This window comes from Prochlorococcus marinus str. MIT 0918 (genome assembly GCF_027359415.1).
In the GTDB taxonomy this organism is placed as follows: Bacteria; Cyanobacteriota; Cyanobacteriia; order PCC-6307; family Cyanobiaceae; genus Prochlorococcus_E; species Prochlorococcus_E marinus_C.
Map to the genome: position 1 here is coordinate 702,151 of NZ_CP114780.1, position 26,347 is coordinate 728,497.

Genomic DNA, 26,347 nt, shown 5'->3' on the forward strand with positions numbered 1-26,347 from the left:
TAAAGACCGAACGAGATGAAAATTTACGCCATTAATACTCCCCTAAAACCATTTTAAAAACAAAGTCCTCTCCTGTTCTTGAAGAAGCTATTTCAGACAATTTTATAACTTGCTCCATAGAACTAAATCCTAGATCACAAAGAGGAGTCATTGCTGAAACGCCACCTAATAATTTAGGCGCTATAAAAAGTACTAATTCTTGAACACAATTCTGATTTATTGCAGTTGTTGCTAAAGAAGGGCCGCATTCCCAAAGAACCTTGTTGCATCCATATTCTGCTAAACGTTCTAGTAATTTTTTTGGTGTACTCTTTGAGAGAGGTAATCTTTTAGGCCCATTAGGTAAGTTTTCTAGTAACTCTGGATTACTTTCAGGGCCATAACAAATTAATGTTTTCGCCAAATCCGTTTTCCAAATTTTTGCATTACTAGGAAGATCTAAACTTGAACTAAAAACAACCCTTAATGGCTCAGTTTCAGCAAGCCCTCTAGAAGTTAAAAGCGGGTCATCATTGCGAACTGTGCTTCCTCCAACTATTACTGCATCACATTTGGCTCGTAAACAATGAACTGAATTTCTAGATATTTCTCCACTTATCCATTTACTAGATCCATTAGGCAATCCGATTCGACCGTCAAGGCTCATAGCCCATTTTAGTACTCCCCAGGATCTACCTGTCCGATTTCTAAAAATAAATGCTCTATTTAGATAAGAGGCTTCTTTTTCCAGCACTCCTGTAATAACTTCTATACCTGCTTTTTTTAGCAAAGATATCCCTTTCCCTGAAACTCTTGGGTCTGGGTCTTTAATTCCAATAACAACCCTTGAAAGACCAGCTTTTAAGATTGCTTCTGTACAAGGAGGCGTTTTCCCTTGATGACAACAAGGCTCAAGATTAACAATAAGTGTTCCATTCTTTGATAAAGCTCCTGCTTGAGCTAAAGCTTCTACTTCTGCATGAGGCTCTCCTGCCAAAGAATGAAACCCTTCACCAACCAGTTGATTGTTAACATCTAATATCACAGCTCCAACTAGTGGATTTGGACTGGTTTGGCCATCTGCTAAAGAAGCCAACTCCAATACTCGCCTCATCCAAGAAGTCCAAACTTGATTAATTGACTTAATTGTCATTTTGCATTTTGGTCGTTGAAGCAAGTGTTTGCCATTCACTTACAACATATGGAGGAACTGGCAACTCTGTAAAACCTCGTTCTAAAGATAATCTTAAAGGTCTAGGCTTCTTTATTTCTTTGAGCATAGGTTCTATTAAAAACTCCACAGCTGCTTCTCTTTTATCATTAAACAATTGAGAATTATCCAGGGTTACATCTTCTAAATCCCAAAATTTAATTCCTGAAGAAATTCTTAAAGGTGTTGGATGACTAATTCTAAGGCTTCCTTTAAAACCAATAATTCTAAGGACTATTCTATTATCATTATCTGATAATGGGTAAACAACTAACTGCCAACTTTGTGAATCCAAATCTCGCAAGTTCTCTATACTTCTTTGAACACCAACTCCATTAGTATTCTCAGTAAAATCTAATTTTGCTTCAGCCTTTAATGGGTTAAATGTAAGCAAAATGACTAATGTTAGACAATGCAATAGAAATTTTTTTATTGTTTTTCTAAATAGCACTTTATTCACTTTGAATCACCTCTGAGTCAAGTAATGAATCAAGAGTCTTACATGACCTGACCAAAGCTTGATATTTAATCAAAATTCGTCGGTTTCGATTAATAAATTCAGCAGGGTCAATAGACTCTCTACTATCAAAGTTGAAGGCAGTTTCATTTGAATCCAACAGTTCCAAATCTTTTTGTTGTTGAATCAATGCGATCAAAATTTCATGTTGTCGCTGACGCCTAATAGAATCTTTAGACACCTGGCTGTTTGACTTGTCCAATGAATCTTTCAATAACCAAGAAGAATCTAATCAATCAAGGGTTTAAATCAGGAGTTTAATATGACAAGAAGCAATACAAATACAAAAAACGAATCTAATACTATTGAAGTGATAGGCGTTCCTGCATCTGGAGTAGTTGATCTTTGTACCTCTCTACAGAATTTAATTTTATCGGGAGAAAAGATATCAGCGCCTAAAAGACTTTTAAGTCCTTTAATTAATTGGTGGAAAGCTCAACATTCAAAAAAACCCTTCCCAGATTTCTTCCCAAGTGATAAGCCAATGGAACTAATATCTTGGCTTAAAAAACAAGATAAAAAAACTATTTTACTTGCAACTGGAGATCCTCTTTGGTTTGGAATTGGAAGAATATTGATTGAACATTTTCCAAGGGAGAAAATCACTTTCCACCCTTCTCCAACCTCCTTGCAATTAGCTTTCTCTCGTTTAGCAAGGCCTTGGCAAGATGCAACATGGACAAGTCTTCATGGCAGAGAGTCAATCTCTCTATTAAAACTTTTAAAAACAAGCCCCGAGACAATTGGGATACTTATAGATCCAAACAATGGTGGAGCAAAAGAAGTCAGAGAGATTTTATTTTCACTTGGCCTTGAATATGATTATTTCTTCTGGATATTTGAAAAGGTTGGGGATGTTAATGAAAAAATCTACAAATTATCACCCGACGAAGAGTTACCCTATATTGACCCACTTCATTTAGTTATTTTAATAAGGAATAAAGAGAAAAAGCATAAAAGAAAAGACATACCGCTTTTTGGAATCGAAGACGACTTTTTTAAACAATATGACGATAGGCCAGGCCTAATGACAAAAAGAGAAGTACGTATTCAAGTATTAGCAGATCTTGAATTACCAAAAAACGGAGTCATATGGGATGTTGGTGCAGGAGTAGGTAGCATTGGGCTGGAAGCTTTACGAATAAGTCCAAACCTGCAATTACTTTGTATCGATAAGCGAATAGGGAGCAAGAGCCTAATCGAAGAAAATGCAAATCTTCTTTCAGTTAAACCAGAGAAAATAATTGAAGCAGAAGCATTAGATGTTCTGGTTAAAGAAGAAATTCCTATATATATATCAAAACCCAAAAGAGTCATATTAGGGGGAGGCAGTTATAAGAAAATTGAACTTTTGAAAAAGATATTAAGAAACCTTTGCCCAGGAGGAATAATAGTTATCCCTCTTGCAACGATAGATAATTTAGAAAAAATAATGAGTATTCTAAGAGGTGCTAAATGCAAGTTAAAAATAAGTCAACACCAAAATTATAGAGGTGTCCCATTAAAGCAAGGGACTCGTTTCCAACCTATGAATCCTGTTTTTATTATCAAAGCAAAACTAGAAAAAAAACTTTTATAAACTAATCTTTTTCAGGTTTTGCTACATGTGGCAATCCCCATCCCAATTTATTTCTAAGTACTTGAAAAAACTCATGGTCAGATAGCCTGATAAACCTAACAGGATGATTACTTCTACGAATCAAAACTCTATCTTCAGGCCATACATAACAACCTGCAGTACCATCAACTACCATCATTAATCTCTCCGGGGTAGCAGGGAAAACAGTTACAGGTTCTACGTCACTAAAAACAAGTGCTCTTGATGCTAAAGAATGAGGAGCTATTGGGGTTAACTGAAGCACTGGACAGTCAGGAGTAATTACTGGTCCACCTGCACTGAGAGAATAAGCGGTAGATCCTGTAGGTGTTGAAAGGATTACCCCATCAGCAGCTATATCAACAGGTGCATGCTTTCCTATAGATATCTCAAAATGACACATACTTGTAAGAGGTTCTCTATGTAATGCCATTTCATTAAGACAAAGTGCTTCCCACCTTCTTTGATCACCTCTCATAACACTTACTACTAAACTTGTTCTCTCTTCGATATTCCATTGAGTTGATAGAAGTTGATCGATAGCTCTATCTAAATCTGGCAAGTAAGTCTCTGCTAAAAAACCTAGATGACCTGTGTTTATAGTAAGTATTGGTATTTGCAAAGGAGCAGTTTGCCTTGCTGCTGAAAGCACTGTTCCATCACCACCCAATACAATTGCTAATTTCATAGACTTATCAAAACCATCTGGCACACAAGCGTTATAACCAAGGGTTCTCATATGTTGATCAGGATTAGCAAAACCAACCATCCCACCTGAGCTACTTGCTAGAACTACTTCATAACCTGCTTTTTCAAGCCTTTTATGGATATTCTGAGCTGTCTCTAAAGCAAGCTCTTTACCATCATTAAAAATTAGTCCTAATCGACTAGGCACTAATAAAAAACTTAAACAACATTTTCAGTCTAATTAAAACTTTATTTTTAAGAAAATTCTAATTTAAAAAATATAAGAATCTCCCGAAAATTAAAACTGATCCAAAAATCTAAGATCACTTGTATAAAACCTTCTAATATCATCGATACCGTGCTTAACCATACAAAACCGCTCTACTCCTACTCCAGCTGCAAAACCAGACCATCTCTCTGGGTCAAGATCTAATCCCTCTAAAACAGAAGGGTCAACCATTCCACATCCCATAACCTCAAGCCACTTACCTCTCCATTGAACATCTACCTCAGCAGAAGGCTCGGTAAATGGGAAATAACTAGCTCTAAATCGCACTGGTAAATCTCCAAAAAATGCCTTTAGGAATGCCATAACAGTTCCTCGGAGATGACTGAAATCCAACCCTTCATCAATAGCTAAAACTTCTACTTGATGAAAAACTGGTGAGTGGGTTGCATCAACCGCATCTCTTCGAAAAACTCTTCCTGGAGCAACAATTCTTATCGGAGGAGAATTTTTTTCTAAACACCTTATCTGTACTGGCGAAGTATGGGTTCTTAAAAGTAAATTATTTTCCAAATAAAAAGTATCCTGCATATCTCTTGCAGGATGGTCTTGAGGAATATTTAATGCTGCAAAGTTGTAATAATCATTTTCTATTTCAGGTCCTTCATTAACTTCATAACCAAGTCCACAAAAAAGATCAACTATTTCCTCAGACGTAGTTATTAAAGGATGTCTATGCCCAAAAGGCATTCCTATTGAAGGAGCAGTAACATCAATTCTTTCTTTTTCAATTAATTCATTCAGGTTTTTCTCTTTTAATTCTTTCAGACGTATTTTCAAAAGATCCTGGATTTGTGTCTTTAATAAATTTGCCCTTTGCCCTACAACAGGCCGTTCTGATTTACTTAAACCGGCCATAGAACCTAGAATCTTGGACAAACGACCTTTCTTGCCAAGTAAATGAATTCGGAGTCGTTCTAAAGACTCAGCATCACTTAAATTAGAAATATCTTGTTCAGCTTCTTTTTCTAACCTCGCAAGGTCTGAATTTAGTTGATCAAGAGAAACGTTATTACTCACAGGGGGAAGAGACTCAATAGAAATTTTAAATCAATCATGGTGACTAATTTTGACAAAAAACGAAATTCATCAATGACTTCTTTGAAAATTTTAATTAGTAATGATGATGGAGTCTTTGCTAAAGGTATAAGAACTCTTGCTATTGCAGCCGCAAATCGGGGGCATAAAGTCACAGTTGTTTGTCCTGATCAAGAAAGATCAGCAACAGGCCATGGACTTACATTGCAAGCTCCTATACGAGCAGAAAAAGCTAATGAATTATTTGATCATTCTATCCAAGCCTGGGGTTGCAATGGAACGCCAGCAGATTGTGTGAAGCTTGCTCTAAATGAAATCTTAGAGGAGAAACCTGATCTAATTCTTTCAGGCATAAATCATGGGCCTAATTTAGGTACAGATATTTTCTGCTCTGGCACAGTAGCTGCAGCACTGGAAGGAACACTAGTAGGCATTCCTTCTCTTGCTGTAAGTGTTGCAAGTTTTCAATGGCGACACTTTGATTTTGCAGGAGATTTAGCATTAAAGATTGCAGAAAAAGCCTTAAATCAATTTTGGCCTGAGAATCTACTTCTAAATTTAAATGTCCCACCATGCAATCCATCAGAAATGGGAAATTTAGCCTGGACTAGACTTTCAATTAGACAATATCAAGAACAATTTAGTAAACGAAAAGACCCCAGAGGTAATACCTACTATTGGATGGCTGGTGAAGCAGTGAAAGATTTAAAATCTGCAGGTGATGGCCCTATTGAGTGGCCAAGCGATGTCTCTCAAATAGAATCCCAATCCCCTTCTTTAACTCCTATACAACCAGATTTATTCTGGAGAGGGAATATATCTGAGTTACCAAAGTTATTAATATAAAATTTATTTAACGCGATAAATCCTTTGAAGTAACCAAAGAGAAAAAATCAATCCAATTAAATGAGCAAATAAAACCTGTGTATTACTTAACACTGAAAGCATTTCCAAAGACGTAATAGGATAATTTTCCATTGATCTCATTCCAGCTCCTATCGAAATACCTGGCGCTTGCATTGAAGCCTGAACAAACAATGCACCTGCTAAAGATTGATAACCAACTGAAGAAAAAACTAATCCTAAAAGATCTACAAATACTCCTCTTTTTAACAACCGACTTGTTTCACCTCTACTTGGACGAGCAGGAGTATTAATGGCCCTACCAGTACGAACTATCAACCATCCCTGCCAAAGACTGTATAACAATAATAGGAAAGACAAACTGGTCAATGACAAACCAGGCCCTAATCCCAAAGCTCTCTCAGAATTTCTAGCCAAGCTGCTTCCTACATTGTTAAAAAGCAACACCCCTACTACAACAACTCCAAGTACTGTTTGGATCCAAAACCGGATCCAACCAATTCGACGCATGCCTAAAGCAAGCAAAGGGAAATCGGGCTGGTCAGCCATTACAAAAACATGGGCAGTAATTCAAACTTGCCATCTAATTGAGAAAATTGCACGTTCATCTTGATACCACTCTGTTCGCCACTTGAAGCTCAACTTCCAACTGCTCTTGCTCTAGGCAGTTTTGATGGCCTTCATGCTGGTCATAAACGCGTTATTAGTGAAATAGCGTCTAGCAAAAATGGCATCCCAACATGTGTAAGCTTTTGGCCTCATCCTAGAGAAGTCCTTTATGGAGAATCTCGATTAAGACTTGATCTCCCATCTGAGAAGACACTACTTTTAGAACCTTTAGGTATCAAACAACTTGTACTAGTTCCTTTTAATCAATCATTAGCATCTTTAAGTGCCAAAGATTTTTTTCATAAAATACTTTTAGAGGAATTACAAGCAAAACATATTTCTGTAGGTGCTAATTTCAGATTTGGTAAAAATAGAGAAGGTGATCCATCAACTTTATTAGAGCTTGGGAAAGATGCAAATATCAAAATAACTGTTGTTGAAATACTAAAGGATCAGAAAGGAAGAATGAGTAGTAGCAGAATTAGAGCCGCACTAAAAGCTGGCGATTTAAAAATGACTAAAGAGCTCTTAGGTAGACCATATCGCTTTCAAGGTGAAGTAGTCAGCGGGAAAGGCCTGGGAAAGCAAATAGGCTGGCCAACAGCTAATCTTCGCGTAGATGGAAGAAAACTACTCCCAGGGCCTGGTGTATATGCAGTATTAGCCAAAGAATCTTCGATGAAATCTTTTTCCCCAGCTGTTATGAATTTGGGGACACAACCAACAATTGATCCAAATACTCCATCAGCCACTGAGGTTCACTTATTGAATAAAGAAATAAACCTAAAAGGAAAAGAATTAACAGTTGAACCCGTAAAAAAGCTTAGAATTCAAAAAAAATTCGAATCCATCCAAGCCTTAAGTAATCAAATTCAATTAGATGCCAAATTAGCTCTTTCAATATTGACTTAAATATAAAATTGAATATGGCTATGGATATGCATTCGTCAAACCCCAAACCACAAAGAAACCTATACCTCCTAACAAAACCGCACCCCAAATGAGGACATTAGTATTACCAAAATCAGCTTTTTCCATTAATTAAAGGGATGTCCATTTTCTTTAAACTAGGCATTAGATAGATGAGTGTCACCCCTAATCCAGATCAACGTGTAGCTCAGCTCATAGATGCCAATCTAGACAGAGCAAGAGAAGGGCTAAGAGTAATTGAAGATTGGAGTAGATTTGCAATAAAAAATAAAGGACTAGTAATAACGCTTAAAGACTGGAGACATCAGCTAGGGCAACTTCATCATGAAAGCTATAAAGAATCACGTTCTATAAATTCTGACAAAGGCTTAGGTCTAGGCCATGATTCTCAATCAAAACGGGTTTCTGCAAAGCAAATTGTTGAAGCAAACTTTGCAAGAGTTCAAGAAGCACTGAGAGTTCTAGAGGAGTTTTCCCGCATTTATCATCCAGAACTATCATTAACTTCATCAAAAATTAGATATGAACTTTATGACTTTGAGAAAGTTTTCTTCAAACTAGAGAAAAAACAAATTTTGCTAGAAAGAATGAATTCATGCAAAATTTGTCTTATCACTCATCCTCATAAAGATCTAATTAAAATCATTTCGAAAGCTCTTGAAGCTGGCATTACAATGGTGCAATACCGATGTAAAGAAAGTAATGATTTCGACTCAATTTCTCAAGCAAAGGAATTAGCATCTTTATGCAAAAAGCATCAATGTCTTTTCATAATCAATGATCGAGTAGATATTGCCCTTGCAACAAATGCAGATGGAGTACATCTTGGTCAGAAAGATATCCCAATAGATCTTGCTCGCAAATTAATTGGACCTGAAAAATTAATAGGTCTTAGCACTCATTCTCTAGAAGAGGTTTACAACGCAAACAAGCAAAAATGCGATTACATAGGCTTAGGTCCAGTTTATAAAACACAATTCAAACCTGAGCTATTAGCTATAGGAACTGAACTTCTAAAAGAAGCTGTGAAGATAAGTCAAATACCAATATTTGCAATAGGTGGAATAAATGAAGAGAAGTTATCCGAGTTGCAATCAACTGGAATAAACCGAATTGCAGTTATTCATGCAATTATTAATTCAAAAGATCCTTTTTCAACAAGTAAAAAACTATTAGAGAACCTAAAATGAAACTAACAATAAATGGAGAATTAAAGAGTTTAAGAACAACAGATAGTAGTCCTACACTAATCGAAATAGTAAAATTACTTGGACATAATCCTAAAATTATTGTTATTGAACTAAATGGGGCAATAATCAATCCAAAAGAATGGAGCAAGCAAATAATTCAAGCTGACGACATATTGGAAATCGTTACTATTGTCGGTGGAGGAGATAGCCCATAAAGGAAATATCTATTAACTATGGGGTCAAATCTAAAATCATTATAAAAAAAAAGCCTTGAAATAGCCATTTTTGAAAATCTTTAGATTTTCTTTCGCTAAAATCTCGCAATATCTCCCAAATCAGTGGTTCCTCACATTTAAGTTGTAGCTACATGTTTTTTATCAAGTTAGGTGTCTTTTTCATCAAAAACTGAATCACGCTCAATGAAGTGGGAGAGCAATGGTGAATTAGCTCAAAAAGACCTTTCTGAATTAGTAAATCGTTTACTTGATGTTGAGTCGACCACACATAGTGATGAGCTTTCTAGATTAGGAACAAAATATGACAAAGAAGACTAATTATAAATATAGCTATTGCGTAAAGGGAAAATAAACTCAGAATTCAGAATATCTATTCTAAATTTAGTTTTTGAGAACAAAGAAATCTTTAATTTGGGTTAACACTCCTGTACTAATGGAGGCATTAAATCGATATGAAAAAGGAAGATTAACTCATTCTATGAAATTGTGGATTGAACAAATTTTGGAAATAAGTTCAAATAAAACTCTTTAAATATTTAGTTCAATTATTTTTCAAGTGAATATTTAAGACTTGACAATCCTTAAAGCTGCCATTGCAGCCCCATATCCATTGTCAATATTAACAACCATTAAGCCAGGTGAGCAGCTTGCCAACATTCCTTGAAGAGCAGCAAATCCGCCACTACTTACTCCATATCCAACAGAAATAGGTAAGCCAATGACAGGCTGTGGAATTAAACCTGCAAGAACTGTTGGGAGAGCTCCTTCCATTCCAGCACAGGCAATTACAACCTTTGCTTTTTTGAATCTATCCAAATTACTTAAAACCCTATGCAACCCAGCAACCCCTATATCCATCAAAAGCTCAGTTTTTATTCCATGAAATTGCAAAAAAAGATCTGCTTCTGTCGCTACTGCTAGATCACTAGTCCCTCCACTGACAATTAAAACCTCGCCAAGAGAGGCTTTCATCGGGAGAGGTTTCCCCAAACTCAAACAAGATGCATTTGAATGATATTTAGCATAAGAAATATTTGCTAAAACTTCTCCTGCCTTAGTTTTGTCAACTCTAGTTACAAGGGCTAATTGAGAAGCAATTTCAAATTGATGCAAGATTTCGATAATTTGTTCCGATGATTTATGTTCGCCCCACACGGCCTCAACCATTCCCAAACGTTTTAAACGTTCAAAATCCAACCTTGCAAACTTATCTGTCATAGAGCAGACAATTCACCTTGAAATTTGATCGGAAAGGGATTTAAAGATTGTTCCCCTGTTGAGTCTTTTGCTATTTTTTCGAAAAGCTCCTGCACATGATCAATTTCAACTTGTGGGATAGCCTTCCATTCTTCGCGACTAGCCCAACGAATAAGCACAATCGCTTCCTCATTAAGAGGATCCCAAAAAAGCTGTCTATCTAAAAAACCTTTTTGTTTTTCTAGCCAAGGCTCCCATGTCCTTTTCTCAGCAGATAACCAAGCCTCTTTATCCTGCCTAGACACACTAAGCTTTAAATATTCAACAATTGAGGTATTTGAATTAATCACCTGAAAACTTTCAACAGCATATAAAATGGGAGTGTTCCAAAAGTAAAAAATAAGAACAGAAAAACATAATAATAGAAATTGAAAAATCTTGTTCCAATAATATTGAAGTAGAGAAATAATCATATTTCCTCTAATAAAACTACAGCATGACAACTAATTCCTTCTTCTCTACCCTCTGCACCTAACAACTCATTTGTTGTAGCTTTAACACCAATACAGTCAACATCTACAAGCATTTTCTTAGAAAGATTTTCACGCATAAAATTAATATAAGGCTTTAATTTAGGGCGCTCAGCAATAACTACCGAATCAACATTGAGAATTTGCCAACCTTTTATCTTTATTAACTCAACAACCCTTTCTAAAAGCAATAAGCTATCAATATCTTTCCATTTCGGATTATCAGGAGGGAAATATTTCCCAATATCTCCCAAAGAAAGTGCTCCAAGCATTGCATCCATTAAAGAATGAACAAGCACATCTGCATCGCTATGACCATCAAGCCCCAACCCATCAGGATGTTCAAGTTTAACTCCTCCAATAATCAAGTCCCTCTCTGGCACTAACCTATGGATGTCATAACCGTTGCCTATCCGAATTTTTGGCAACTTTTCAATCATGGGGATTTGTTGTTTTTTAAAGAAATGAGAAGAAGTTATCAAAACCTCTCCCCTTCCATAATATATATAAATTTACTTTCTTCTAAAACAAGCGAAAAGCAAAATGCAGAATAAACTCTATTTCCCAGCTCTCAAACTACTTTAATTTTTAAAAGCATGAATTAATTAGTTATATAATTGGTTTAAGTATGATTTTGAGTAAAAAATTTAGTTAGAGAATATATAAATCAAGAGGTCTTAATTATCTTTTTCATCATTATATAATCTTTCTCTTTCTAACCACTTTTGATATAATTCTGGACGACGATTTTTTGTTCTAATCTCTCTTTGATCCTGTCTCCATTGCGAGATTTCAGCATGATTACCACTCCGCAGAACTTTTGGAACTTCAAGATCGCGAAATTTAACTGGGCGAGTGTAATGAGGATGTTCAAGCAAAAAGTTTGCATGGCTCTCATCTTCCAATGATTCCGAGCTTCCTATAGTTCCAGGTAGAAGTCGAACCACTCCATTTATGATAATCATTGCAGCCAATTCACCACCTGTTAAAACAAAATCTCCTAAAGAAATCTCCTCATCCGCAAGAGTTCTAATCCGTTCATCAAACCCCTCATATTGACCACAAAGGATAACTAATTGACTGCATCCCTTAGACCATCGAAATAGATCTTTTTGAGACAAAGTTTTTCCCTGTGGAGTCATCATCAAAACCTTTCTATTTTCACAAATAGGTATAGATTCAAATGCCTCAAAAAAGGGTTCTGGCTTTAAGACCATACCAGCACCACCACCATATGGTTGGTCATCTACTTTGTGATATCCATCATTAGTAAAATCACGCGGATTATATACATTAAGCTCTGCAATCCCTTTTGAGAAAGAACGCCCAATAACACCCAGTTCTTTAATCTTCTCAAAAGACTTTGGGAAAAGGCTTATAACGTCAATTCGTATTGGTTGCATAATTAAACTATTTTGCCTTATATCCCAATTCAGATAGTCTCGCTGAGCGACTTCTCCAATTAGGTAAAACCTTTACAAAAAGTTCCAGATATATAGGAACATTCATTATCTTCTTCATTTGACTTCTCGCTCCTTTTCCAATTATTTTGAGCATAGAGCCACCTTTTCCGATTAAAATTGACTTTTGACTTTTTTTCTCTACAAAGATAGTTGCCAAGATAGCAGTTCTTTTTATATTAGAAGATTTATTTTTTATTGGCATTTCTTCAATACGGTCAATAGATACTGCAACGCTATGTGGGATCTCTTCTCTAGTATTTAATAACACTTGTTCACGTATAAGTTCACTTAAAAAAATCTCTTCAGATTGATCTGAAGTTATATTAGATGGATAAAGGCAAGGGCCAAAAGGTAGAAAGTTAATAATATTTTTAGTTAATATCTCACAACCTTCACCATTAACTGCACTGCAACAATAAATAGGCCATATATGTTGCTCAATAAGGTTTCTATACTCGTTTAATCTATTTTGAGCTTGATCTTTTGAAACAAGGTCCCATTTATTTAAAGCAATTAATACAGGAATAGATTGCTGTGCAAGTAATTGCACAATAAAAGCATCTCCTCTTCCAGGGGGTTTGCAACCTTCAAACATCAGCAAAATACTATCCACTTCACCTATAAGATTTTTTGAACTTTGCACCAATCTTTCACCCAACAAATGATGAGGCTTATGAATTCCAGGCGCATCTACAAAAATAATTTGGGCTTTGGGAGTAGTCAAAATAACTCTTAATCGATTCCTAGTTGTTTGAGCAATAGGTGAAGTAATTGCAACTTTTTTACCAACAAGTTTATTTACCAAAGTTGACTTCCCTACATTCGGTCTTCCAATCAAAGCTATAAAACCTGACCGAAAATCTTCTCTAGATGACTGTAAGGATGACATGCTCTAAATACTTTCCTCATCTAGCCTGACTCAAAAGATAAATAAAGCTATGAAAAAGAAAAGTCCAAGTTTTGAAGAAGCAATAAATGCTGCTTCTTTATGGTGTACCGCATGGGAAGAGGGAGAGCTAAGTGATGAAGTTTTAGCTGATAGAGTTTCTGAGCTATTAGAGTCTAGAAACGGGAGTAGAGGTTTCTTTGCATTCAGTCTTTCAAGCAACTCACCACTGATGGATCGTCTCCCTGATGTACTAATTTTTCATCTGAGAGAAGCTGGTGAAATAGTTGTTGACCTTATAGTAAAAAACCTTGCAATGAGTACAGCCATGGCATGGCATCATAAACTTGATAAAAAACCTGACCAACAAGCTGCATCTGAGAATATCAAAAGAAGATGTATAGAACTTTTGAGATTGCTAGAACCACATTCTGTAAAAAAAAGGCTTGAAAGTCTTTTAGAAGGAACAAAAGGGAAAGGAAAAGATTTGGATTTTCTTACTCGTTGGAACTACGACGATGCTCAGAAAAAAGAAATTGCTAAAGCAATTCTCTCAGTTCCTGAATATTGAGACAAAAAAAGGGAGAATTTAATTCTCCCCCTCTTTTTTTGATTGATTTTAGTAATAACTAATCTCTGCGTCCACCACCTTGCAAAGCAATAATCAAACGAAGTATGAAAACAAATAAATTGATATAAGTTAAATACATCCCCAAAGCTCCTGCAAGATACTGCTCATCGTTATATCTACGAGGCATTGTATAAAAATCTACAAAAGACATTGCAACAAAAAGAACTGTTCCAAAACCTGCAATCATCAACTCAAAACCAGTCCCACCAAACATTCCAGGAGCAAAGAAACCTCCAATAAATTGAACAACCATTGCAATTATTAAACCTATAAGACCTAATCCAACAGCCCCACTTAAAGCCTGGCCAACACTATCACTCATTTTTCTACCAACTGCTGAAGCTATAACAAAGGTTATTCCTGTGGCAAAAGCTGCTGTCCCAACTGAACCGATACCTGCTGTTCCAATAGCGATAGCAACAATTCCACTTAGAGTAAAGCCTGTTAAGAGGCTAAAAGCAGTAAGTAATGGCAATGCTTTTGCATTGTTTGCATTGTTTGCAGCACTTGTAGCCATGAAAAACAGAACTATTTCTGCAATTAGGGCAACAAATGACAGAGGCTGAAATAGAGCAGGATTAGAAGCCAAGAGAGATAATCCACTCAAGACTCCCAAAGCCGTAAGAACCATACCCCCACCAACATAAGGCAAAGCCTTATTAACTACATTTGGCCCTACTAAAGAGCCTGACTGAGCCTCACGAATGGCTTGTTGAAAATTGCTACTTGCTGGCATATGTATCAAGGTAATTAATCACTACTTTGACAGAAAAAAAATATTTACGCGAATTATTTTGTGCGGATGTCACGAACTTTTCTCTTTTCTTGCATAAGCATCTACTACTCGCTGAACAAGTTGGTGCCTAACAATATCTGCAGAAGTCAATTTGCAAATAGAAATCCCTTTTACACCTTTTAATACTTTAATAGCTTCAACCAATCCACTAGTTACTCCTGAGGGAAGATCAATTTGTGTAATATCTCCTGTTACAACCATACGAGACTTTTCCCCAAGCCTAGTCAGAGCCATCCTCATTTGAGCTGATGTAGTATTTTGAGCTTCATCAAGAATCACAAAAGCATCTTCTAAAGTTCTTCCCCTCATATAAGCCAAAGGCGCGACTTCAATAATTCCTTTTTCAAGCAAAATTGATGTTTTTTCTAAACCAAGCAAAGCATGAAGAGAGTCATAAAGAGGCCTTAAATAAGGATCAACTTTTTGTTGTAAGTCACCTGGAAGAAATCCTAATCTTTCTCCTGCTTCTACAGCAGGTCTTGTGAGAATAATTTTATCTATTTTTTTCTCAGTCAACATTCGAACAGCTAATAATGTGGCAAGAAAAGTTTTTCCAGTTCCTGCAGGACCTAGAGAAAAAGTAAGGTCATTTGATTCCATTTCTTCTACATAAGTTTTTTGCCTAAGTGTTCTTGGTCGCAATAACTGACCTCGTTGACTTCTTGCAAGAATTTTTTCTCCCAAAGATGCGTGATCAGCCTGCCTACCTGTATCAATAGAAGTAAGTGCTGCAGTTAAGTCAACAGGAGAAACTATTTGACCTTCTTGCCAAACTGGACGTATTAACTCAACCAAAGCGACTGCTCTTTCAAGCTGACTTTGACGTCCGCTTATTTCAAGCTGTAAGCCTCTTAAAACAATTGAAACACCTGTTAAAGATTCCAGACGATGTAATGTTGACTGACCTGCACCAGCAAGAGCTATAGCAGAATCAGAATCAGGTAAGTCAATAAAAAATTTTCCAGAAGACTCTGCTTCTGCCATATACAATTTAAGCCTCAGTAGAGATTTCCTTGGATTCTTCGTCTTTAGACTTTTCTTTTTCTACTTTTTTTGAAGCATTCTTAGATTCTGATTTCCTTGATTCAGCTTGTTTAGCTTTACCTACTATTTCAGCAGGCCGAATTTTCTTTTCAAGCAAACCTCCCTTTTCCAAAAGAGAACGAACAGCATCAGTAGGCTGAGCACCCTGACTCAGTCTCAACCTAAGTGCTTCAGTATCAAGTCTAGTTTCTTTAGTTCGTGGATTATAAAATCCTAATTCCTGGAGAGGACGGCCATCTCGTCTGGAAGTGCTATTGCAAGCAACTAGGCGGAAACTGGCTTCCCTCTTCTTTCCGAACCGCTTAAGGCGGAGCTTGATCATCTTCGCTTAACTTCTTATGTTGAACAAAGGCAGTGATTAATCACTTACCAAATATCAACTTTAACTTGTCGAGGTTCATAAATCTCCAAAACCTTTCTTTTTCTTATGAGGACGTTGACGTTTAGGAGTCCCATAAGAGCTCCCTCGACCACCTCTTGAAGGAGATTGATTAGTCGCCATGCCAGGCATTCCACCAGGAGCACCAAGGCCAGGGAGCCCTCCCATGCCAGGCAACCCAGCCCCACTAGCCATTTGTTTCATAAGTCCTCTCATCTTCTGAAAGTCTGCTAAAACCTTGTCAACTTCAGCGGAAGTATGACCACTTCCAAGTGCAACCCTTCTTCGTCTGGAAGGTTGAGCGGCTAATAATTCTGGCTGTTTACGCTCTGCATCAGTCATAGACGCAATCATTGCTTCTATGCGTTTCAACTGCTGCTCGCCACTTTTTAACATCCCATCATCAATTTTATTCATCCCTGGAATCATTTTCATTAATCCTCCTAATGACCCCATCCGCTTAATAAGTCTCATTTGCTTTACAAAGTCTGAAAAATCAAAAGTTGCTTCTTGAAATTTTCTTTGCATTTGTTCAGCATCTGCAATCTCTACTTCTTTCTGAGCTTTTTCTACCAAAGTCAAAACATCACCCATCCCCAAAATCCTTCCTGCCATTCTTTCGGGATGAAAAGGTTCTAAAGCCTCAACCTTCTCTCCAGTACCAATAAATTTAATTGGCTGACCACTGACTTTCCTTATAGAAAGTGCCGCGCCTCCTCTTGAATCACCATCTAATTTTGTAAGGACAGCTCCTGTTATTCCTACTTTTTCATGAAAAGCTCTTGTAAGTTCTGCTGCTTCTTGACCAATCATTGAGTCAACAACTAATAGCACTTCATCTGGATTAACTGCTGAACGAATTCGAACCATTTCATTCATCATTTCTTCGTCAATTTGCAATCGACCTGCCGTATCAACAATTAAGTTGTCAAATCCTTCTTCTTTAGCCTTGGCTAATCCAGATAAAGCAATTTCTTCTGGCTTCAATTCTTTACCAAGACTAAAAACCTCTAAGCCAATTTGTTCGCCCAAAGTATTTAATTGTTCTATCGCCGCTGGACGATATACATCTGCTGCAACCAATAAAGTTCTAAGTCCTTTTTCTTTTAAATGAAGACCCAGTTTTGCTGTGGCTGTTGTTTTACCTGCTCCTTGAAGACCTGCCATAAGAATGACAGTGGGCTTATTAGTCACATTTGCTAAAGGAGCATTTGCACCTCCCATAACCTCTTTCAATTCTTGATGAACGACATCAATAAATTTTTCACCTGGCTTTACGCCCCTAACAACGTCAGCCCCAATAGCCTTTTGACGTACTTCTTCTACAAATTCCTTAACAACTGAAAGACTTACATCAGCCTCTAAGAGAGCTCGGCGAACTTCCTTAAGAGCAACATCTACATTATCTTCATTAATTTTATTTTCTCCTTTGAGACCTTTTACTGCATCCTCAAAACGTGCGGAAAGCTCGTCAAACATCTCTGAAGAAATTTAAATCTTTATCTTTACTATCTTAGCTAAAAATGAACCTATAAGGAAAAAATAATAGTTGCTATTTAAGTTCCGCTCGAAAAATTAACTAACTGCCATAGATTCTTTTCTCTACCTAAAATATATTTAACTGTTAAAGAAGGAATATTTGTCTCAGAAACTACTTCACCAGATTCCTTAATTCTTTTATCCTGATAAGTAATTATAACTTTAACAGCAATCCTTTTATTAGTTTGATCTTCTATATTAATGGATTCTATCTTGGTCTTGATAATCTGTTTTTCTCCTAAGTCTTTATCTTTGGAACGTTGCTCATTAACGATTTTAACAAGAGTGTTCCTAGCAACAATAGGTAAATTTTTGTTTTGTCCGCCTGAAAGAATATCAGCTTTAGCTAAAAGCCATACCTCTATGAGCTCAAGGATTTGATCTTTACTAGGAGATTTATCAATTAAAGGCTTAAAATCCGATTTATTTTTTAAAATTAGAGATTCTTGAGAATCAGAAATTTTTTTCTCAATTTGATCTTTAGACTTTAATTTATCTTCAATTTTAATTGATGTAGAGATATTATTTTCTTTAATCTGATCTCTAATTGAAAGCCATCCTATTACCCCCCCAGAGAAGAATAGAAAAATAAATAAAAAGGAACTAATCAATAATTTATTTTCTCTAATTTTCAAATTAGATTTTGAAAAGTTATTTAGTGGATTCGTGATATTATTAATTATATTTCTATATCCAGAGGTAATTCTTTCTAAGAGAATAAAAGAGCTACTATCATAATCTTCAAAATCACCCTCCTCTAAAGAATCGCCACTTGTTTTATTATCCAAAGACTCTTTTTCCTCTTCTTTAAATAAATTAAAATCTTTCTTTCTATTAGGGTTTTCATTAGCACGTCCTGATACAAAAGAGAATCCTGCCCTAGCCATTCCAAAAGCTCCTCTCCTATCTATTTTTGCTATATAATCTTGAACATCTCGATCTGCAAACCAAGCTTCTAAATCAACTGAATCAACATCTATATCTCTAAAACCTATTAATACATCCTCTTTTAACCAGTTCCTACAATAGTCACATAAAGCTGCTAATTTCTCACCTGGATAGCTATCCAACCAATAGCGTAAATCTAAATCAGAACTTTTTGCAAATTGCTCCTCAGCAGAAGAAACATTAGCAAGTAAAAGCTCTATACATCCAAGCAATGGCATTGCATCAAAGCCTTCTAAATTAAGTTTAGATATTTGCTTCCTTGCTTTTTTCAACGATTCTGGTTTTCTTCGAGAAAAACCTGAAGCAACTAAAGAAATTGAATATAAGAAGCCTGCATCAGAAGATCCATTCTTATACCAATGAGAAAAAAGATCTATTTGTTCCTGAACTGTAAGAAACTTTCTAATTTGTTGAAAGAATATTTCAAAATCTGATTGCTTTAAATCATAACTTAAATCAATCTTTCTACCTTCCAATCCTCCCCTCTGTAAAACAAATCCATCAAGTAAATTAATTCCATCTTGATGAGACTTTTGATCTGACAAGTTCCTACTTAATAAATCAAGAATCCTATACGGAAGTAATTCTTCTAACTCTTTCTCAAGTGATTGCCTATGATCTGGAAGTTTCCCCATCCGTTGCAACAATTGAATGCCTTCTTCTAAAAGCTCCGCAGCAGATGAATAGTGCCTTTGACTTTTTTCTTGAGAAGCTGCATTACTGCAGGAAAGTGCCGCTAAAAGTGTCAGGTCAGACTCTCTACCACTCCCAAGTGCAGGTGCTTGAGGAGGTTGCAGAGATTTTCTAGCTAATTTAAAAGCTTCAAAAGAATTACCTGCTTCCCATAACAATATTAAGCCAGCAACTTCTCGATTCGATGACAATTCGAGACCTAAAGCACCATTCAATAGATCCGTTTCATAATTTTTTCTCAACTCATTATCGCATAGCAAATCAGCAGAGCGGCGTAAAAGCTCTGAACGCTGATCTAGGACCTCAGGAGTAAAACCTTGTTCCGGAGGGCGATCTAAGCGTAAATGAAAAAACCTCAAAACCTCTTCAGGGTCTGCAGAGGCATTTACGCCTAGTAAACGAAAATGATCGATCGGCAGTTCCAATCAAAACCAAGCTATTAGTCATAAACTTTAGACAGAACAAAGATCTCTGCAATGCTTATTCACCCCATAGCCCTTTAAAGTTATACATAGATAGACAGTTGTTAACATGATTCATTCAACAAACGTGGCTAATCAATCTGGCAACCAGGCTCCTACCTCTAAAGAGAGTCATTCAGAACGCATTATTAAAATTTCCAATCAACAGCCAATTTCAATAAGTAAAGACATAGGCCTAAGACTCTTTCGTGATATGACTCTGGGCAGAAGGTTTGAAGATAAATGCGCTGAAATGTATTACAGAGGCAAAATGTTTGGTTTTGTTCACTTATACAACGGACAAGAAGCTGTTAGTACAGGGGTTATAGGAGCAATGAAGTTAAAACATGATTGGTTTTGCAGTACTTATCGCGATCATGTTCATGCTTTAAGTGCAGGAGTACCAGCAAGAGAAGTCATGAGTGAACTTTTTGGTAAAGAGACTGGGTGCAGTAAAGGGAGAGGAGGATCAATGCATCTATTTTCTAAAGAGCACCACTTATTAGGTGGTTATGCATTTATTGGAGAAGGAATTCCTGTAGCTCTTGGAGCGGCTTTTACTAGTCGTTATAAAAAAGAAGTTTTTAACGACAGCAATAGCAACTCTGTTACAGCAGCCTTCTTTGGAGACGGAACATGCAATATTGGACAATTTTATGAATGTCTAAACATGGCTCAGTTATGGAAGTTACCAATTCTTTTCGTTGTGGAAAATAATAAATGGGCTATTGGAATGGCTCATAATCGAGCTACTAGCGAACCTGAGATATGGCGAAAAGCAGAGGCTTTTGGAATGAAAGGAGAGGAAGTTGATGGCATGGATGTTCTTGCAGTTAGAGAGGCTGCAATAAGGGCTATAGAGAGGGCTAGATCAGGGGAGGGCCCAACTCTTATTGAGTGCCTAACTTATAGATTCAGAGGCCATTCTCTAGCTGATCCTGACGAACTTAGATCTGCTCAAGAAAAGAATTTTTGGGCCGAAAGAGACCCCTTAAAACTTCTTGAAAAAAATCTCTTAGAAGAAGATTTGATCTCAAAAGATGAACTAAGAGCAATAGAAAAAGAAATCGATCAAGAAGTTAATGATGCAGTCGAATTTGCTCTAGGAGCTCCAGATCCAGACCCAGCTGAACTCACAAAATATATTTGGGCAGAATAAACACAAATCAATAAGTTAATTATTTAAATTCCACTAGGTAGTTTGCGAGTCAAATTCCTTAATTTTCTTAAAGACTTCAATTCAACTTGACGAACACGTTCTCTAGAGACCTCTAACAATCTTCCTATCTCCGCAAGAGTATGTCTGTCATGTCCTTCAAGTCCAAATCTTAATTTAAGAACATGTTGTTCTTGCTCACTTAAATGAGTTAACCATCTCCCTAATTGTTCTTGATGAATACTTTGCTCAACTTTATCTAAAGGTTCTTCAGCAGATCCATCAGCTATAAGATCCCCTAAAAAGCTTCTTCCATCATCTCCATTGACTGGAGCATCAAGACTACTAGTAGTAAGTGCTTGTCTCAATATTGAATCAAGCTCCTCAACCTCTATATCCATCTCTTCAGCAATTTCAAGTCTATTGGGCATAGCTCCTAATTTATGGGCTAAATCTAAACTTACTTTTCTTATGGTTGCGAGTCTTTCGCTCAAATGAACTGGTAAACGAATTGTGCGTGATTGACAAGCAATGGCTCTTGTCATACTTTGACGAATCCACCAAAAAGCATAGGTAGAAAATTTATAGCCACGTGTGGGGTCAAACTTTTCTACAGCTCTCTCTAAACCAAGAGAACCTTCTTGAACTAAATCTAGAAGCTCCAATCCTTTTCCTTGATATTTCTTAGCGACACTAACTACAAGACGTAGATTTGCTTTCATCATCCTTTCTTTAGCTCTTCTGCCTATGCGAATCAATCTACGTTCATGAGAAGTGAATTTTTTCTTTTGCTCATCAACCATTCCATCTTCTGTCAAGTTCATCATTACTTGAACTTGATTGCCTAGTTCAATTTCCTCAGCAGGAGTGAGCAATGGCACTCTTCCAATAGTTGCCAGATACCAACTGATTGGATCAGTACTACGCCTTTTCTGCGTTTCAGCTGGCTTGGGTGCTGATGAAACCATTTTTTTTTCCCAAACTCGTGATAGTTGACTTTCCTACAGATTTTGCAAAACAGGTCAATGCTTCAAAAACCCTTCAGATTCTTGCTTTGAAACGTAAACATTTCGGCTAAAAAACGTCATATTAGACACTAAAGTGTATCCGCTTGAACATTTTGCATCTGAATCGTCTTTACAAGTTTTCCCAGAAATCTAGAAATAGAGCTTGCATTAGTTCCTTCATTACAATTCTTAGCTGCGTGGGAATGTAAGAGAACTGCAAACGCAAATAAATCAAAATCTAGTTTTCCCTCTGAACAAACTCCCAATGCTCCAAAACCTGCTGTAAAGCCAGCCAAAACATCACCCAATCCAGTACGAGCAACATAAGGAGAAGTGTCAACTAATTGCCAAGCCAAGCCATTAGGCGTGGCAATTACACTATTTGCACCTTTTAGCAAAATCCCTGCACCACTAATCCGTGCTGCTAAAACAGCTGCCTCTAAGGGAGAAGAAATTGCAATATCAGGGAATAAACGACGAAACTCATTTAAGTGAGGTGTTATCCAAGTAGGGCCTTTTCTCCTAGGCAACCATTTCCATCCTTCTTGAGACAATGCAAGCCTATTTAATGCATCTGCATCTAATACCAATAGTCCAATAAAGTCTTCAAGCATGGGAGAAAAATCAGACCATTGTTCATCTGCACCACCTAATCCTGGGCCAATTAATAAACTATCAATTCGATCTAGGTTAATTTCTTTCAGGCAATTATGAATAAAAATAGATTGTTCATTTGAATCGTTTGAATAGTTATAAAAAACCACTTCTGGCACCTGAGCAAAAATAGATTTCACAATATCTTTTGGCAATACAGCTTGAACACTTCCAACTCCACTCGCAATAACTCCTTGCAATGCTAATAAAGAAGCACCTTTAAACTGATCACTACCTGCAATAACCGCTACTCTTCCCCTAAGATATTTAGTTGCATTTGGAAGTGTTCTAGGCAATAAAAACGAATCAATATCTTTTGAATAAATTCTCAATGGAACACTCGCAGGTAATAATTCAAAAGCTATTTCTGGGATCCCAATATCAACTCTGACAAGTGTTCCTACATACCTCAAAGCTATATCTTGTATTAAGCCTGACTTAATTAAGCCCACAGTCAAAGTAAATAAAGCTGTAGCAACGCCTGCATCAAAAGATTTCCCAGTGTCTGAACATATACCAGCTGGCACATCCAGACTAATCAATTTACCTGGTTTAACTCTTTCTCGTGATTGCAAAAGGAACCCTATTTCTTGAGGCAAAGGCCTGTTTTGCCCAAGCCCAAACAAAGCATCAATCCAAAGAAAATTGCCAGCTGGGTCTGGTGGGCTTTGTAACTCTTTAATACCAATTGAATAGCAATAAGAAAGTTGACGAACTGTTAATGATTTTTTATTGACAAATGGACACCATAAAAAAACTTCAACACCTAATAAATGAAGTTCTCTTGCTAAAACCAATCCATCTCCTCCGTTATGGCCAGGTCCAACTAAAACAACTACCCCATTTTCAAGCAGCCTAGGATTTTCTATAAACCATTTCTTCATTTCTAAACCTACCTTCTCCATTAATGCCTCTACTGGCATTCCATATGAAAAAAGTTTCTCCTCTATGCCTTTCATCTGTGAAGATGAGACAATTAAATGGTTTGCATCCAAATTAGGCCAGGTCAAAACTTTTCCGCATATTTCCCCACTATGAAGAAATTAATACCGTAATGACTATTTTTACTACGAACAAAAAAGAATTATCTACCCCCACAAACTCCAAAGAGACTCGTCAAGGGGATGAAGTCCTAGCAAAGCTGAAATCAATACCAGGGGAACATGCTGTTGCAGTAGGGCTTTCAGGCGGTGTTGACAGCTCTCTAACTGCTGCTCTTCTTGTTGAAGCGGGGTGGGATGTAAAAGGTATTACTCTTTGGCTAATGAGTGGGAAAGGATCATGCTGCTCAGAAGGGCTAGTTGATGCCGCAAGTATTTGCAATCAACTTGGAATAGATCACCACATAGTTGATACAAGGGAGACATTTCAAAAAGAAATTATTGAATCCTTAGTAAGCGGTTATAAGGAAGGCATCACTCCGTCACCATGTTCAAGATGTAATCGATTTGTGAAATTCTCACCAATATTGCACTGGGCAAAAACAAATCTTGGACTAAATCGTATTGCTACAGGACACTATGCTCGGATAAGACATTGTGACCCTCAAAAAGAAAAAGGATCTCCCCAAAAAAAATCAAAGAAACGTCATCTTCTACTAAGAGGTCTAGATCCAAATAAAGATCAAAGTTATTTCCTCTATGACCTTTCTCAAGAGATACTTGCAAAAGTTATTTTTCCCCTAGGTGAGTTGAAAAAATCAGATACAAGAAAGGAAGCGAGTCGATTAGAATTAAAAACAGCCAAAAAACCTGAAAGCCAAGATTTATGTCTCGTTGAACATCATGGATCAATGAAAGCTTTTTTGGATAACTATTTGCCTCCACGTGAAGGGAAAATAATTCTTGAAACCGGGAAGGAAATTGGTGTACATGATGGAATTGAGCATTTCACTATTGGTCAACGGAAAGGTTTAGGTGTTGCCTGGGAAGAGCCTCTTTATGTAATAGAAATTCAAGCTTCTACAAATCGAGTAATAGTTGCTCCTAGGTCAAAAGCAAGCAAGCAAAAATGTACTGTAGGAGTAATTAATTGGGTCTCAATTGAACCACCAACTAAACCAATAAAAGTAGAAGTGCAATTAAGATATAGAAGCAATCCTGTTATTGCAAACCTAACTCCTATTAATGCATCTGAAAAAGATATAAAAGCAAACCGTCCATTTCGTTGCAAACTAGATTTTGACTCTGAACAGTTTTCTATAACTCCTGGGCAAGCAGCTGTTTTTTATGATGGCGAAATTCTTCTTGGAGGTGGGATTATTGAATCAAGTGAAAATTAATCTGAGAATTGATTCTTTATACTAAAACTTAAAAGAAAAAATATAGCAGTTAAAAAGCTAACGAATAAGGGTAGATCTGACCATCTAACGTAACCGCTAATTTTGTTAGACAAATGAATATCTATAGTGTCAATACCTTTTACAAATGGCTCAATAACTGATGTGATTTTGCCATTACTTAAAATTAATGAAGATGGGCCAGTGTTAGCGACACTAATCAAGTCCCTAGCAGATTCAATACTTCTTATTTGTGCCATAGCAAGAAACTGTTTTTGAAGCAGCATTGGATATGGATCAAGGTTGGCAATAGACAAAATCCATTCAGCTCCATTCATAGTGGCTTTAGCCAAAGCATTACCATCACTTAACTCATAACAAATTGCAACTGCTACTGAAGGTCCTTCTTCCCACTTAAGAAGCCTCGAAGCCTCTCCAGGATAAATACCTCCTACAAATGATAATCCTCTAAAAATAAAACCTGGGAAAGAAGGTACCTTCTCACCTAAAGGAACTAATCGATATTTATCAATAGCTTCTGAATAAGAATATTCCCCTTTATTAAAAACAAGCAAAGAACTGCGTTGTTTATCTTTTACCACTCTAAAACCTCCTGAAAGCAATGAAACTTGAGAAGGAGACAGAAGCTTCTGACCAAGCTGTAATGTTCCTTCAGGTGCAACCATAATCTCAGCTCCTAATTTTTCTGATTGAGATAAAGCATCTTGAAGAGAACCTGGCAAATTCAACAAAAATTCTCTAGAGAATTTTTTTCTTATAGGAATATTTGTTTGCCAAAGAGCTATACGTTTAGTAGATGAAAAATCACTTTCTACTAATAAAGACCATCCAACAGCATGAACAAATAAAAGAAAAGCTACTCCTAAAAAAAAGAACTTCTTCCATGCCAACCTTTTTCTAAAAACATATCCAACTCTCCATAGCCACCAGCCTAAAAAAAGTTCTAATGTCGCCAATCCTCCTTCCCCAAACCATCTGGCCAAGCCAACCAGCCACCTATCACCTTGCAAAAGGCTTTCACCAATACCAATCCAAAAGAAAGGAGTCTTAGCAAGAATTACTTCTACAAGACCCCATAAAGCAGATAAAATAAAAGCTGTTAGAACCTGTTGTTTTAAAGAACTTTTCCAAGCCTTTTCAAAAAAAGTTATTTTCCCAACCAAACACCATAAATAAACCAACGCCCCACCAAAGACCCCACAACTCAACCACAGCAATATTGCTATGGGCAAGCTAAACAACTCTGGCACTCCTAGCCATGTCAGAGGATGAAGAGATAGTAACCAACGATGACTTAAAAGGATTGATACAAAGCCCCAAAGGAAACCCGCAACAGGGAATTGCTTAGCTTCCCAAAGCAAAGGAAGTGCTAAAAAAATAAAAATAAACCCACTCTGAGAAAGAGCGAATCCAGCAAAAAATCCTCCTAAAGCCCCTATTGCCCAAATAAAATACTTATAGCGGCTTTTATTACAAGGAAAAAACATATACAAAAAATATTTAGTTTTTTATTAGCTTCAA

At 36.7% G+C, this 26,347-nt stretch carries 27 protein-coding genes and 1 pseudogene; 9 read left to right on the forward strand and 19 right to left on the reverse strand.

The annotated features are described in order from the left end of the window. Positions 1-31: 31 nt before the first annotated feature. Genes ribD through O5636_RS03760 form a run of 3 tightly spaced genes read right to left on the reverse strand, consistent with a single transcriptional unit; the run spans position 32 to position 1,887 of the window. Entirely contained in the window at positions 32-1,132 is a 1,101-nt protein-coding gene (gene ribD, locus O5636_RS03750) for a bifunctional diaminohydroxyphosphoribosylaminopyrimidine deaminase/5-amino-6-(5-phosphoribosylamino)uracil reductase RibD (protein ID WP_269623284.1), read from the reverse strand. Continuing rightward, positions 1,122-1,583, reverse strand: a complete 462-nt coding sequence (locus tag O5636_RS03755) for a DUF3122 domain-containing protein (protein ID WP_269623285.1) — start codon at positions 1,581-1,583, stop codon at positions 1,122-1,124. Before O5636_RS03755 ends, ribD begins: the two co-directional genes overlap by 11 nt. A gap of 58 nt (positions 1,584-1,641) precedes the next feature. Further along, on the reverse strand, positions 1,642-1,887 hold the full coding sequence (locus O5636_RS03760) for a hypothetical protein (RefSeq protein WP_269623286.1): 246 nt from the start codon (positions 1,885-1,887) through the stop codon (positions 1,642-1,644). An 81-nt stretch (positions 1,888-1,968) separates the two neighbouring features. Between O5636_RS03760 and cbiE the strand changes: the two genes are divergently transcribed. Further along, entirely contained in the window at positions 1,969-3,285 is a 1,317-nt protein-coding gene (cbiE, locus tag O5636_RS03765; RefSeq protein WP_269623287.1) for a precorrin-6y C5,15-methyltransferase (decarboxylating) subunit CbiE, read from the forward strand. Position 3,286: 1 nt separating this feature from the next. Here the strand turns inward: cbiE and O5636_RS03770 are convergent, their stop codons facing one another. Both O5636_RS03770 and pheS read right to left on the reverse strand, forming a co-directional pair. Continuing rightward, positions 3,287-4,198, reverse strand: a complete 912-nt coding sequence (locus tag O5636_RS03770; RefSeq protein WP_269623288.1) for an NAD(+) kinase — start codon at positions 4,196-4,198, stop codon at positions 3,287-3,289. Between the two features lie 90 nt (positions 4,199-4,288). Then, complete coding sequence (gene pheS, locus O5636_RS03775) at positions 4,289-5,296, reverse strand: phenylalanine--tRNA ligase subunit alpha (protein WP_269623289.1); 1,008 nt, start codon at positions 5,294-5,296, stop codon at positions 4,289-4,291. Between the two features lie 72 nt (positions 5,297-5,368). Here pheS and surE point away from each other — a divergent pair, with 72 nt between their 5' ends. Further along, on the forward strand, positions 5,369-6,160 hold the full coding sequence (surE, locus tag O5636_RS03780) for a 5'/3'-nucleotidase SurE (protein ID WP_269623513.1): 792 nt from the start codon (positions 5,369-5,371) through the stop codon (positions 6,158-6,160). Positions 6,161-6,163: 3 nt separating this feature from the next. Here surE and O5636_RS03785 read toward each other — a convergent pair whose 3' ends face one another. After that, the gene (locus O5636_RS03785) at positions 6,164-6,727 is read right to left on the reverse strand and encodes a DUF3611 family protein (protein WP_269623290.1); all 564 of its coding nucleotides are present in this window, start codon (positions 6,725-6,727) and stop codon (positions 6,164-6,166) included. 60 nt (positions 6,728-6,787) lie between these two features. Here O5636_RS03785 and O5636_RS03790 point away from each other — a divergent pair, with 60 nt between their 5' ends. The 4 genes from O5636_RS03790 (at position 6,788) to O5636_RS03805 (ending at position 9,461) form a co-directional block, all read left to right on the forward strand. After that, the gene (locus O5636_RS03790; protein ID WP_269623291.1) at positions 6,788-7,699 is read left to right on the forward strand and encodes a bifunctional riboflavin kinase/FAD synthetase; all 912 of its coding nucleotides are present in this window, start codon (positions 6,788-6,790) and stop codon (positions 7,697-7,699) included. 170 nt (positions 7,700-7,869) lie between these two features. Next, positions 7,870-8,907, forward strand: coding sequence for a thiamine phosphate synthase (locus O5636_RS03795; protein WP_269623292.1), 1,038 nt, complete (start codon positions 7,870-7,872; stop codon positions 8,905-8,907). Then, entirely contained in the window at positions 8,904-9,122 is a 219-nt protein-coding gene (gene thiS, locus O5636_RS03800) for a sulfur carrier protein ThiS (protein ID WP_269623293.1), read from the forward strand. Before O5636_RS03795 ends, thiS begins: the two co-directional genes overlap by 4 nt. Positions 9,123-9,293: 171 nt before the next feature. Continuing rightward, positions 9,294-9,461: a hypothetical protein gene (locus O5636_RS03805; RefSeq protein ID WP_269623294.1), complete on the forward strand. Its 168-nt coding sequence runs from the start codon at positions 9,294-9,296 to the stop codon at positions 9,459-9,461. 246 nt (positions 9,462-9,707) lie between these two features. On the opposite strand, the gene larB is transcribed toward O5636_RS03805, so the two are convergent. The 5 genes and pseudogenes from larB to era all read right to left on the reverse strand — a co-directional run bounded on the left by larB (position 9,708) and on the right by era (position 13,222). Further along, positions 9,708-10,361, reverse strand: coding sequence for a nickel pincer cofactor biosynthesis protein LarB (gene larB, locus O5636_RS03810; RefSeq protein ID WP_269623295.1), 654 nt, complete (start codon positions 10,359-10,361; stop codon positions 9,708-9,710). Continuing rightward, the gene (locus O5636_RS03815) at positions 10,358-10,690 is read right to left on the reverse strand and encodes a TIGR03792 family protein (RefSeq protein WP_269623296.1); all 333 of its coding nucleotides are present in this window, start codon (positions 10,688-10,690) and stop codon (positions 10,358-10,360) included. Before O5636_RS03815 ends, larB begins: the two co-directional genes overlap by 4 nt. 119 nt (positions 10,691-10,809) lie before the next feature. Continuing rightward, positions 10,810-11,289 (reverse strand): annotated as a pseudogene (ispF, locus tag O5636_RS03820) (2-C-methyl-D-erythritol 2,4-cyclodiphosphate synthase); the annotation flags it as partial. A 258-nt stretch (positions 11,290-11,547) separates the two neighbouring features. Then, positions 11,548-12,273, reverse strand: a complete 726-nt coding sequence (gene trmD, locus O5636_RS03825; protein WP_269623297.1) for a tRNA (guanosine(37)-N1)-methyltransferase TrmD — start codon at positions 12,271-12,273, stop codon at positions 11,548-11,550. Positions 12,274-12,280: 7 nt separating this feature from the next. Continuing rightward, the gene (gene era / locus O5636_RS03830) at positions 12,281-13,222 is read right to left on the reverse strand and encodes a GTPase Era (RefSeq protein ID WP_269623298.1); all 942 of its coding nucleotides are present in this window, start codon (positions 13,220-13,222) and stop codon (positions 12,281-12,283) included. 49 nt (positions 13,223-13,271) lie between these two features. On the opposite strand from era, the gene O5636_RS03835 reads away from it, so the two are divergent. Next, entirely contained in the window at positions 13,272-13,790 is a 519-nt protein-coding gene (locus O5636_RS03835) for a hypothetical protein (RefSeq protein WP_269623299.1), read from the forward strand. 58 nt (positions 13,791-13,848) lie between these two features. Here the strand turns inward: O5636_RS03835 and O5636_RS03840 are convergent, their stop codons facing one another. The 5 genes from O5636_RS03840 to O5636_RS03860 form a co-directional block, all read right to left on the reverse strand. Further along, entirely contained in the window at positions 13,849-14,586 is a 738-nt protein-coding gene (locus O5636_RS03840; protein ID WP_269623300.1) for a Bax inhibitor-1 family protein, read from the reverse strand. 69 nt (positions 14,587-14,655) lie between these two features. Further along, a complete protein-coding gene (locus tag O5636_RS03845; RefSeq protein WP_269623301.1) occupies positions 14,656-15,630 on the reverse strand; it encodes a PhoH family protein in 975 nt (324 codons plus the stop codon). Between the two features lie 7 nt (positions 15,631-15,637). Continuing rightward, on the reverse strand, positions 15,638-16,012 hold the full coding sequence (gene rpsP, locus O5636_RS03850) for a 30S ribosomal protein S16 (protein WP_269623302.1): 375 nt from the start codon (positions 16,010-16,012) through the stop codon (positions 15,638-15,640). A gap of 75 nt (positions 16,013-16,087) precedes the next feature. Further along, positions 16,088-17,548, reverse strand: coding sequence for a signal recognition particle protein (gene ffh / locus O5636_RS03855; RefSeq protein ID WP_269623303.1), 1,461 nt, complete (start codon positions 17,546-17,548; stop codon positions 16,088-16,090). Positions 17,549-17,625: 77 nt separating this feature from the next. Then, entirely contained in the window at positions 17,626-19,674 is a 2,049-nt protein-coding gene (locus O5636_RS03860) for an IMS domain-containing protein (RefSeq protein ID WP_269623304.1), read from the reverse strand. A gap of 106 nt (positions 19,675-19,780) precedes the next feature. Here O5636_RS03860 and pdhA point away from each other — a divergent pair, with 106 nt between their 5' ends. Then, positions 19,781-20,869, forward strand: coding sequence for a pyruvate dehydrogenase (acetyl-transferring) E1 component subunit alpha (pdhA, locus tag O5636_RS03865; protein WP_269623305.1), 1,089 nt, complete (start codon positions 19,781-19,783; stop codon positions 20,867-20,869). A 23-nt stretch (positions 20,870-20,892) separates the two neighbouring features. Here the strand turns inward: pdhA and O5636_RS03870 are convergent, their stop codons facing one another. After that, on the reverse strand, positions 20,893-21,834 hold the full coding sequence (locus tag O5636_RS03870; protein WP_269623306.1) for an RNA polymerase sigma factor, RpoD/SigA family: 942 nt from the start codon (positions 21,832-21,834) through the stop codon (positions 20,893-20,895). Between the two features lie 128 nt (positions 21,835-21,962). Then, positions 21,963-23,537: an NAD(P)H-hydrate dehydratase gene (locus O5636_RS03875; RefSeq protein ID WP_269623307.1), complete on the reverse strand. Its 1,575-nt coding sequence runs from the start codon at positions 23,535-23,537 to the stop codon at positions 21,963-21,965. A 44-nt stretch (positions 23,538-23,581) separates the two neighbouring features. Here O5636_RS03875 and mnmA point away from each other — a divergent pair, with 44 nt between their 5' ends. Continuing rightward, on the forward strand, positions 23,582-24,808 hold the full coding sequence (gene mnmA / locus O5636_RS03880) for a tRNA 2-thiouridine(34) synthase MnmA (protein ID WP_269623308.1): 1,227 nt from the start codon (positions 23,582-23,584) through the stop codon (positions 24,806-24,808). Here the strand turns inward: mnmA and O5636_RS03885 are convergent. Further along, positions 24,805-26,313, reverse strand: coding sequence for an apolipoprotein N-acyltransferase (locus tag O5636_RS03885; protein WP_269623309.1), 1,509 nt, complete (start codon positions 26,311-26,313; stop codon positions 24,805-24,807). The genes mnmA and O5636_RS03885 overlap by 4 nt on opposite strands. Between the last annotated feature and the right edge of the window lie 34 nt (positions 26,314-26,347).

Excerpts from the sequence above, each read along its gene's own strand:
- rpsP (WP_269623302.1), bottom strand. The coding sequence starts at position 16,012 with ATGATCAAGCTCCGCCTTAAGCGGTTCGGAAAGAAGAGGGAAGCCAGT.
- era (WP_269623298.1), bottom strand. The coding sequence starts at position 13,222 with ATGTCATCCTTACAGTCATCTAGAGAAGATTTTCGGTCAGGTTTTATA.
- O5636_RS03885 (WP_269623309.1), bottom strand. The coding sequence starts at position 26,313 with ATGTTTTTTCCTTGTAATAAAAGCCGCTATAAGTATTTTATTTGGGCA.
- surE (WP_269623513.1), top strand. The coding sequence starts at position 5,369 with ATGACTTCTTTGAAAATTTTAATTAGTAATGATGATGGAGTCTTTGCT.
- ffh (WP_269623303.1), bottom strand. The coding sequence starts at position 17,548 with ATGTTTGACGAGCTTTCCGCACGTTTTGAGGATGCAGTAAAAGGTCTC.
- O5636_RS03795 (WP_269623292.1), top strand. The coding sequence starts at position 7,870 with ATGAGTGTCACCCCTAATCCAGATCAACGTGTAGCTCAGCTCATAGAT.
- cbiE (WP_269623287.1), top strand. The coding sequence starts at position 1,969 with ATGACAAGAAGCAATACAAATACAAAAAACGAATCTAATACTATTGAA.
- O5636_RS03785 (WP_269623290.1), bottom strand. The coding sequence starts at position 6,727 with ATGGCTGACCAGCCCGATTTCCCTTTGCTTGCTTTAGGCATGCGTCGA.
- thiS (WP_269623293.1), top strand. The coding sequence starts at position 8,904 with ATGAAACTAACAATAAATGGAGAATTAAAGAGTTTAAGAACAACAGAT.
- trmD (WP_269623297.1), bottom strand. The coding sequence starts at position 12,273 with ATGCAACCAATACGAATTGACGTTATAAGCCTTTTCCCAAAGTCTTTT.
- larB (WP_269623295.1), bottom strand. The coding sequence starts at position 10,361 with ATGACAGATAAGTTTGCAAGGTTGGATTTTGAACGTTTAAAACGTTTG.
- O5636_RS03840 (WP_269623300.1), bottom strand. The coding sequence starts at position 14,586 with ATGCCAGCAAGTAGCAATTTTCAACAAGCCATTCGTGAGGCTCAGTCA.
- mnmA (WP_269623308.1), top strand. The coding sequence starts at position 23,582 with ATGACTATTTTTACTACGAACAAAAAAGAATTATCTACCCCCACAAAC.
- O5636_RS03845 (WP_269623301.1), bottom strand. The coding sequence starts at position 15,630 with ATGGCAGAAGCAGAGTCTTCTGGAAAATTTTTTATTGACTTACCTGAT.
- pdhA (WP_269623305.1), top strand. The coding sequence starts at position 19,781 with ATGATTCATTCAACAAACGTGGCTAATCAATCTGGCAACCAGGCTCCT.
- O5636_RS03870 (WP_269623306.1), bottom strand. The coding sequence starts at position 21,834 with ATGGTTTCATCAGCACCCAAGCCAGCTGAAACGCAGAAAAGGCGTAGT.
- O5636_RS03835 (WP_269623299.1), top strand. The coding sequence starts at position 13,272 with ATGAAAAAGAAAAGTCCAAGTTTTGAAGAAGCAATAAATGCTGCTTCT.
- ribD (WP_269623284.1), bottom strand. The coding sequence starts at position 1,132 with ATGACAATTAAGTCAATTAATCAAGTTTGGACTTCTTGGATGAGGCGA.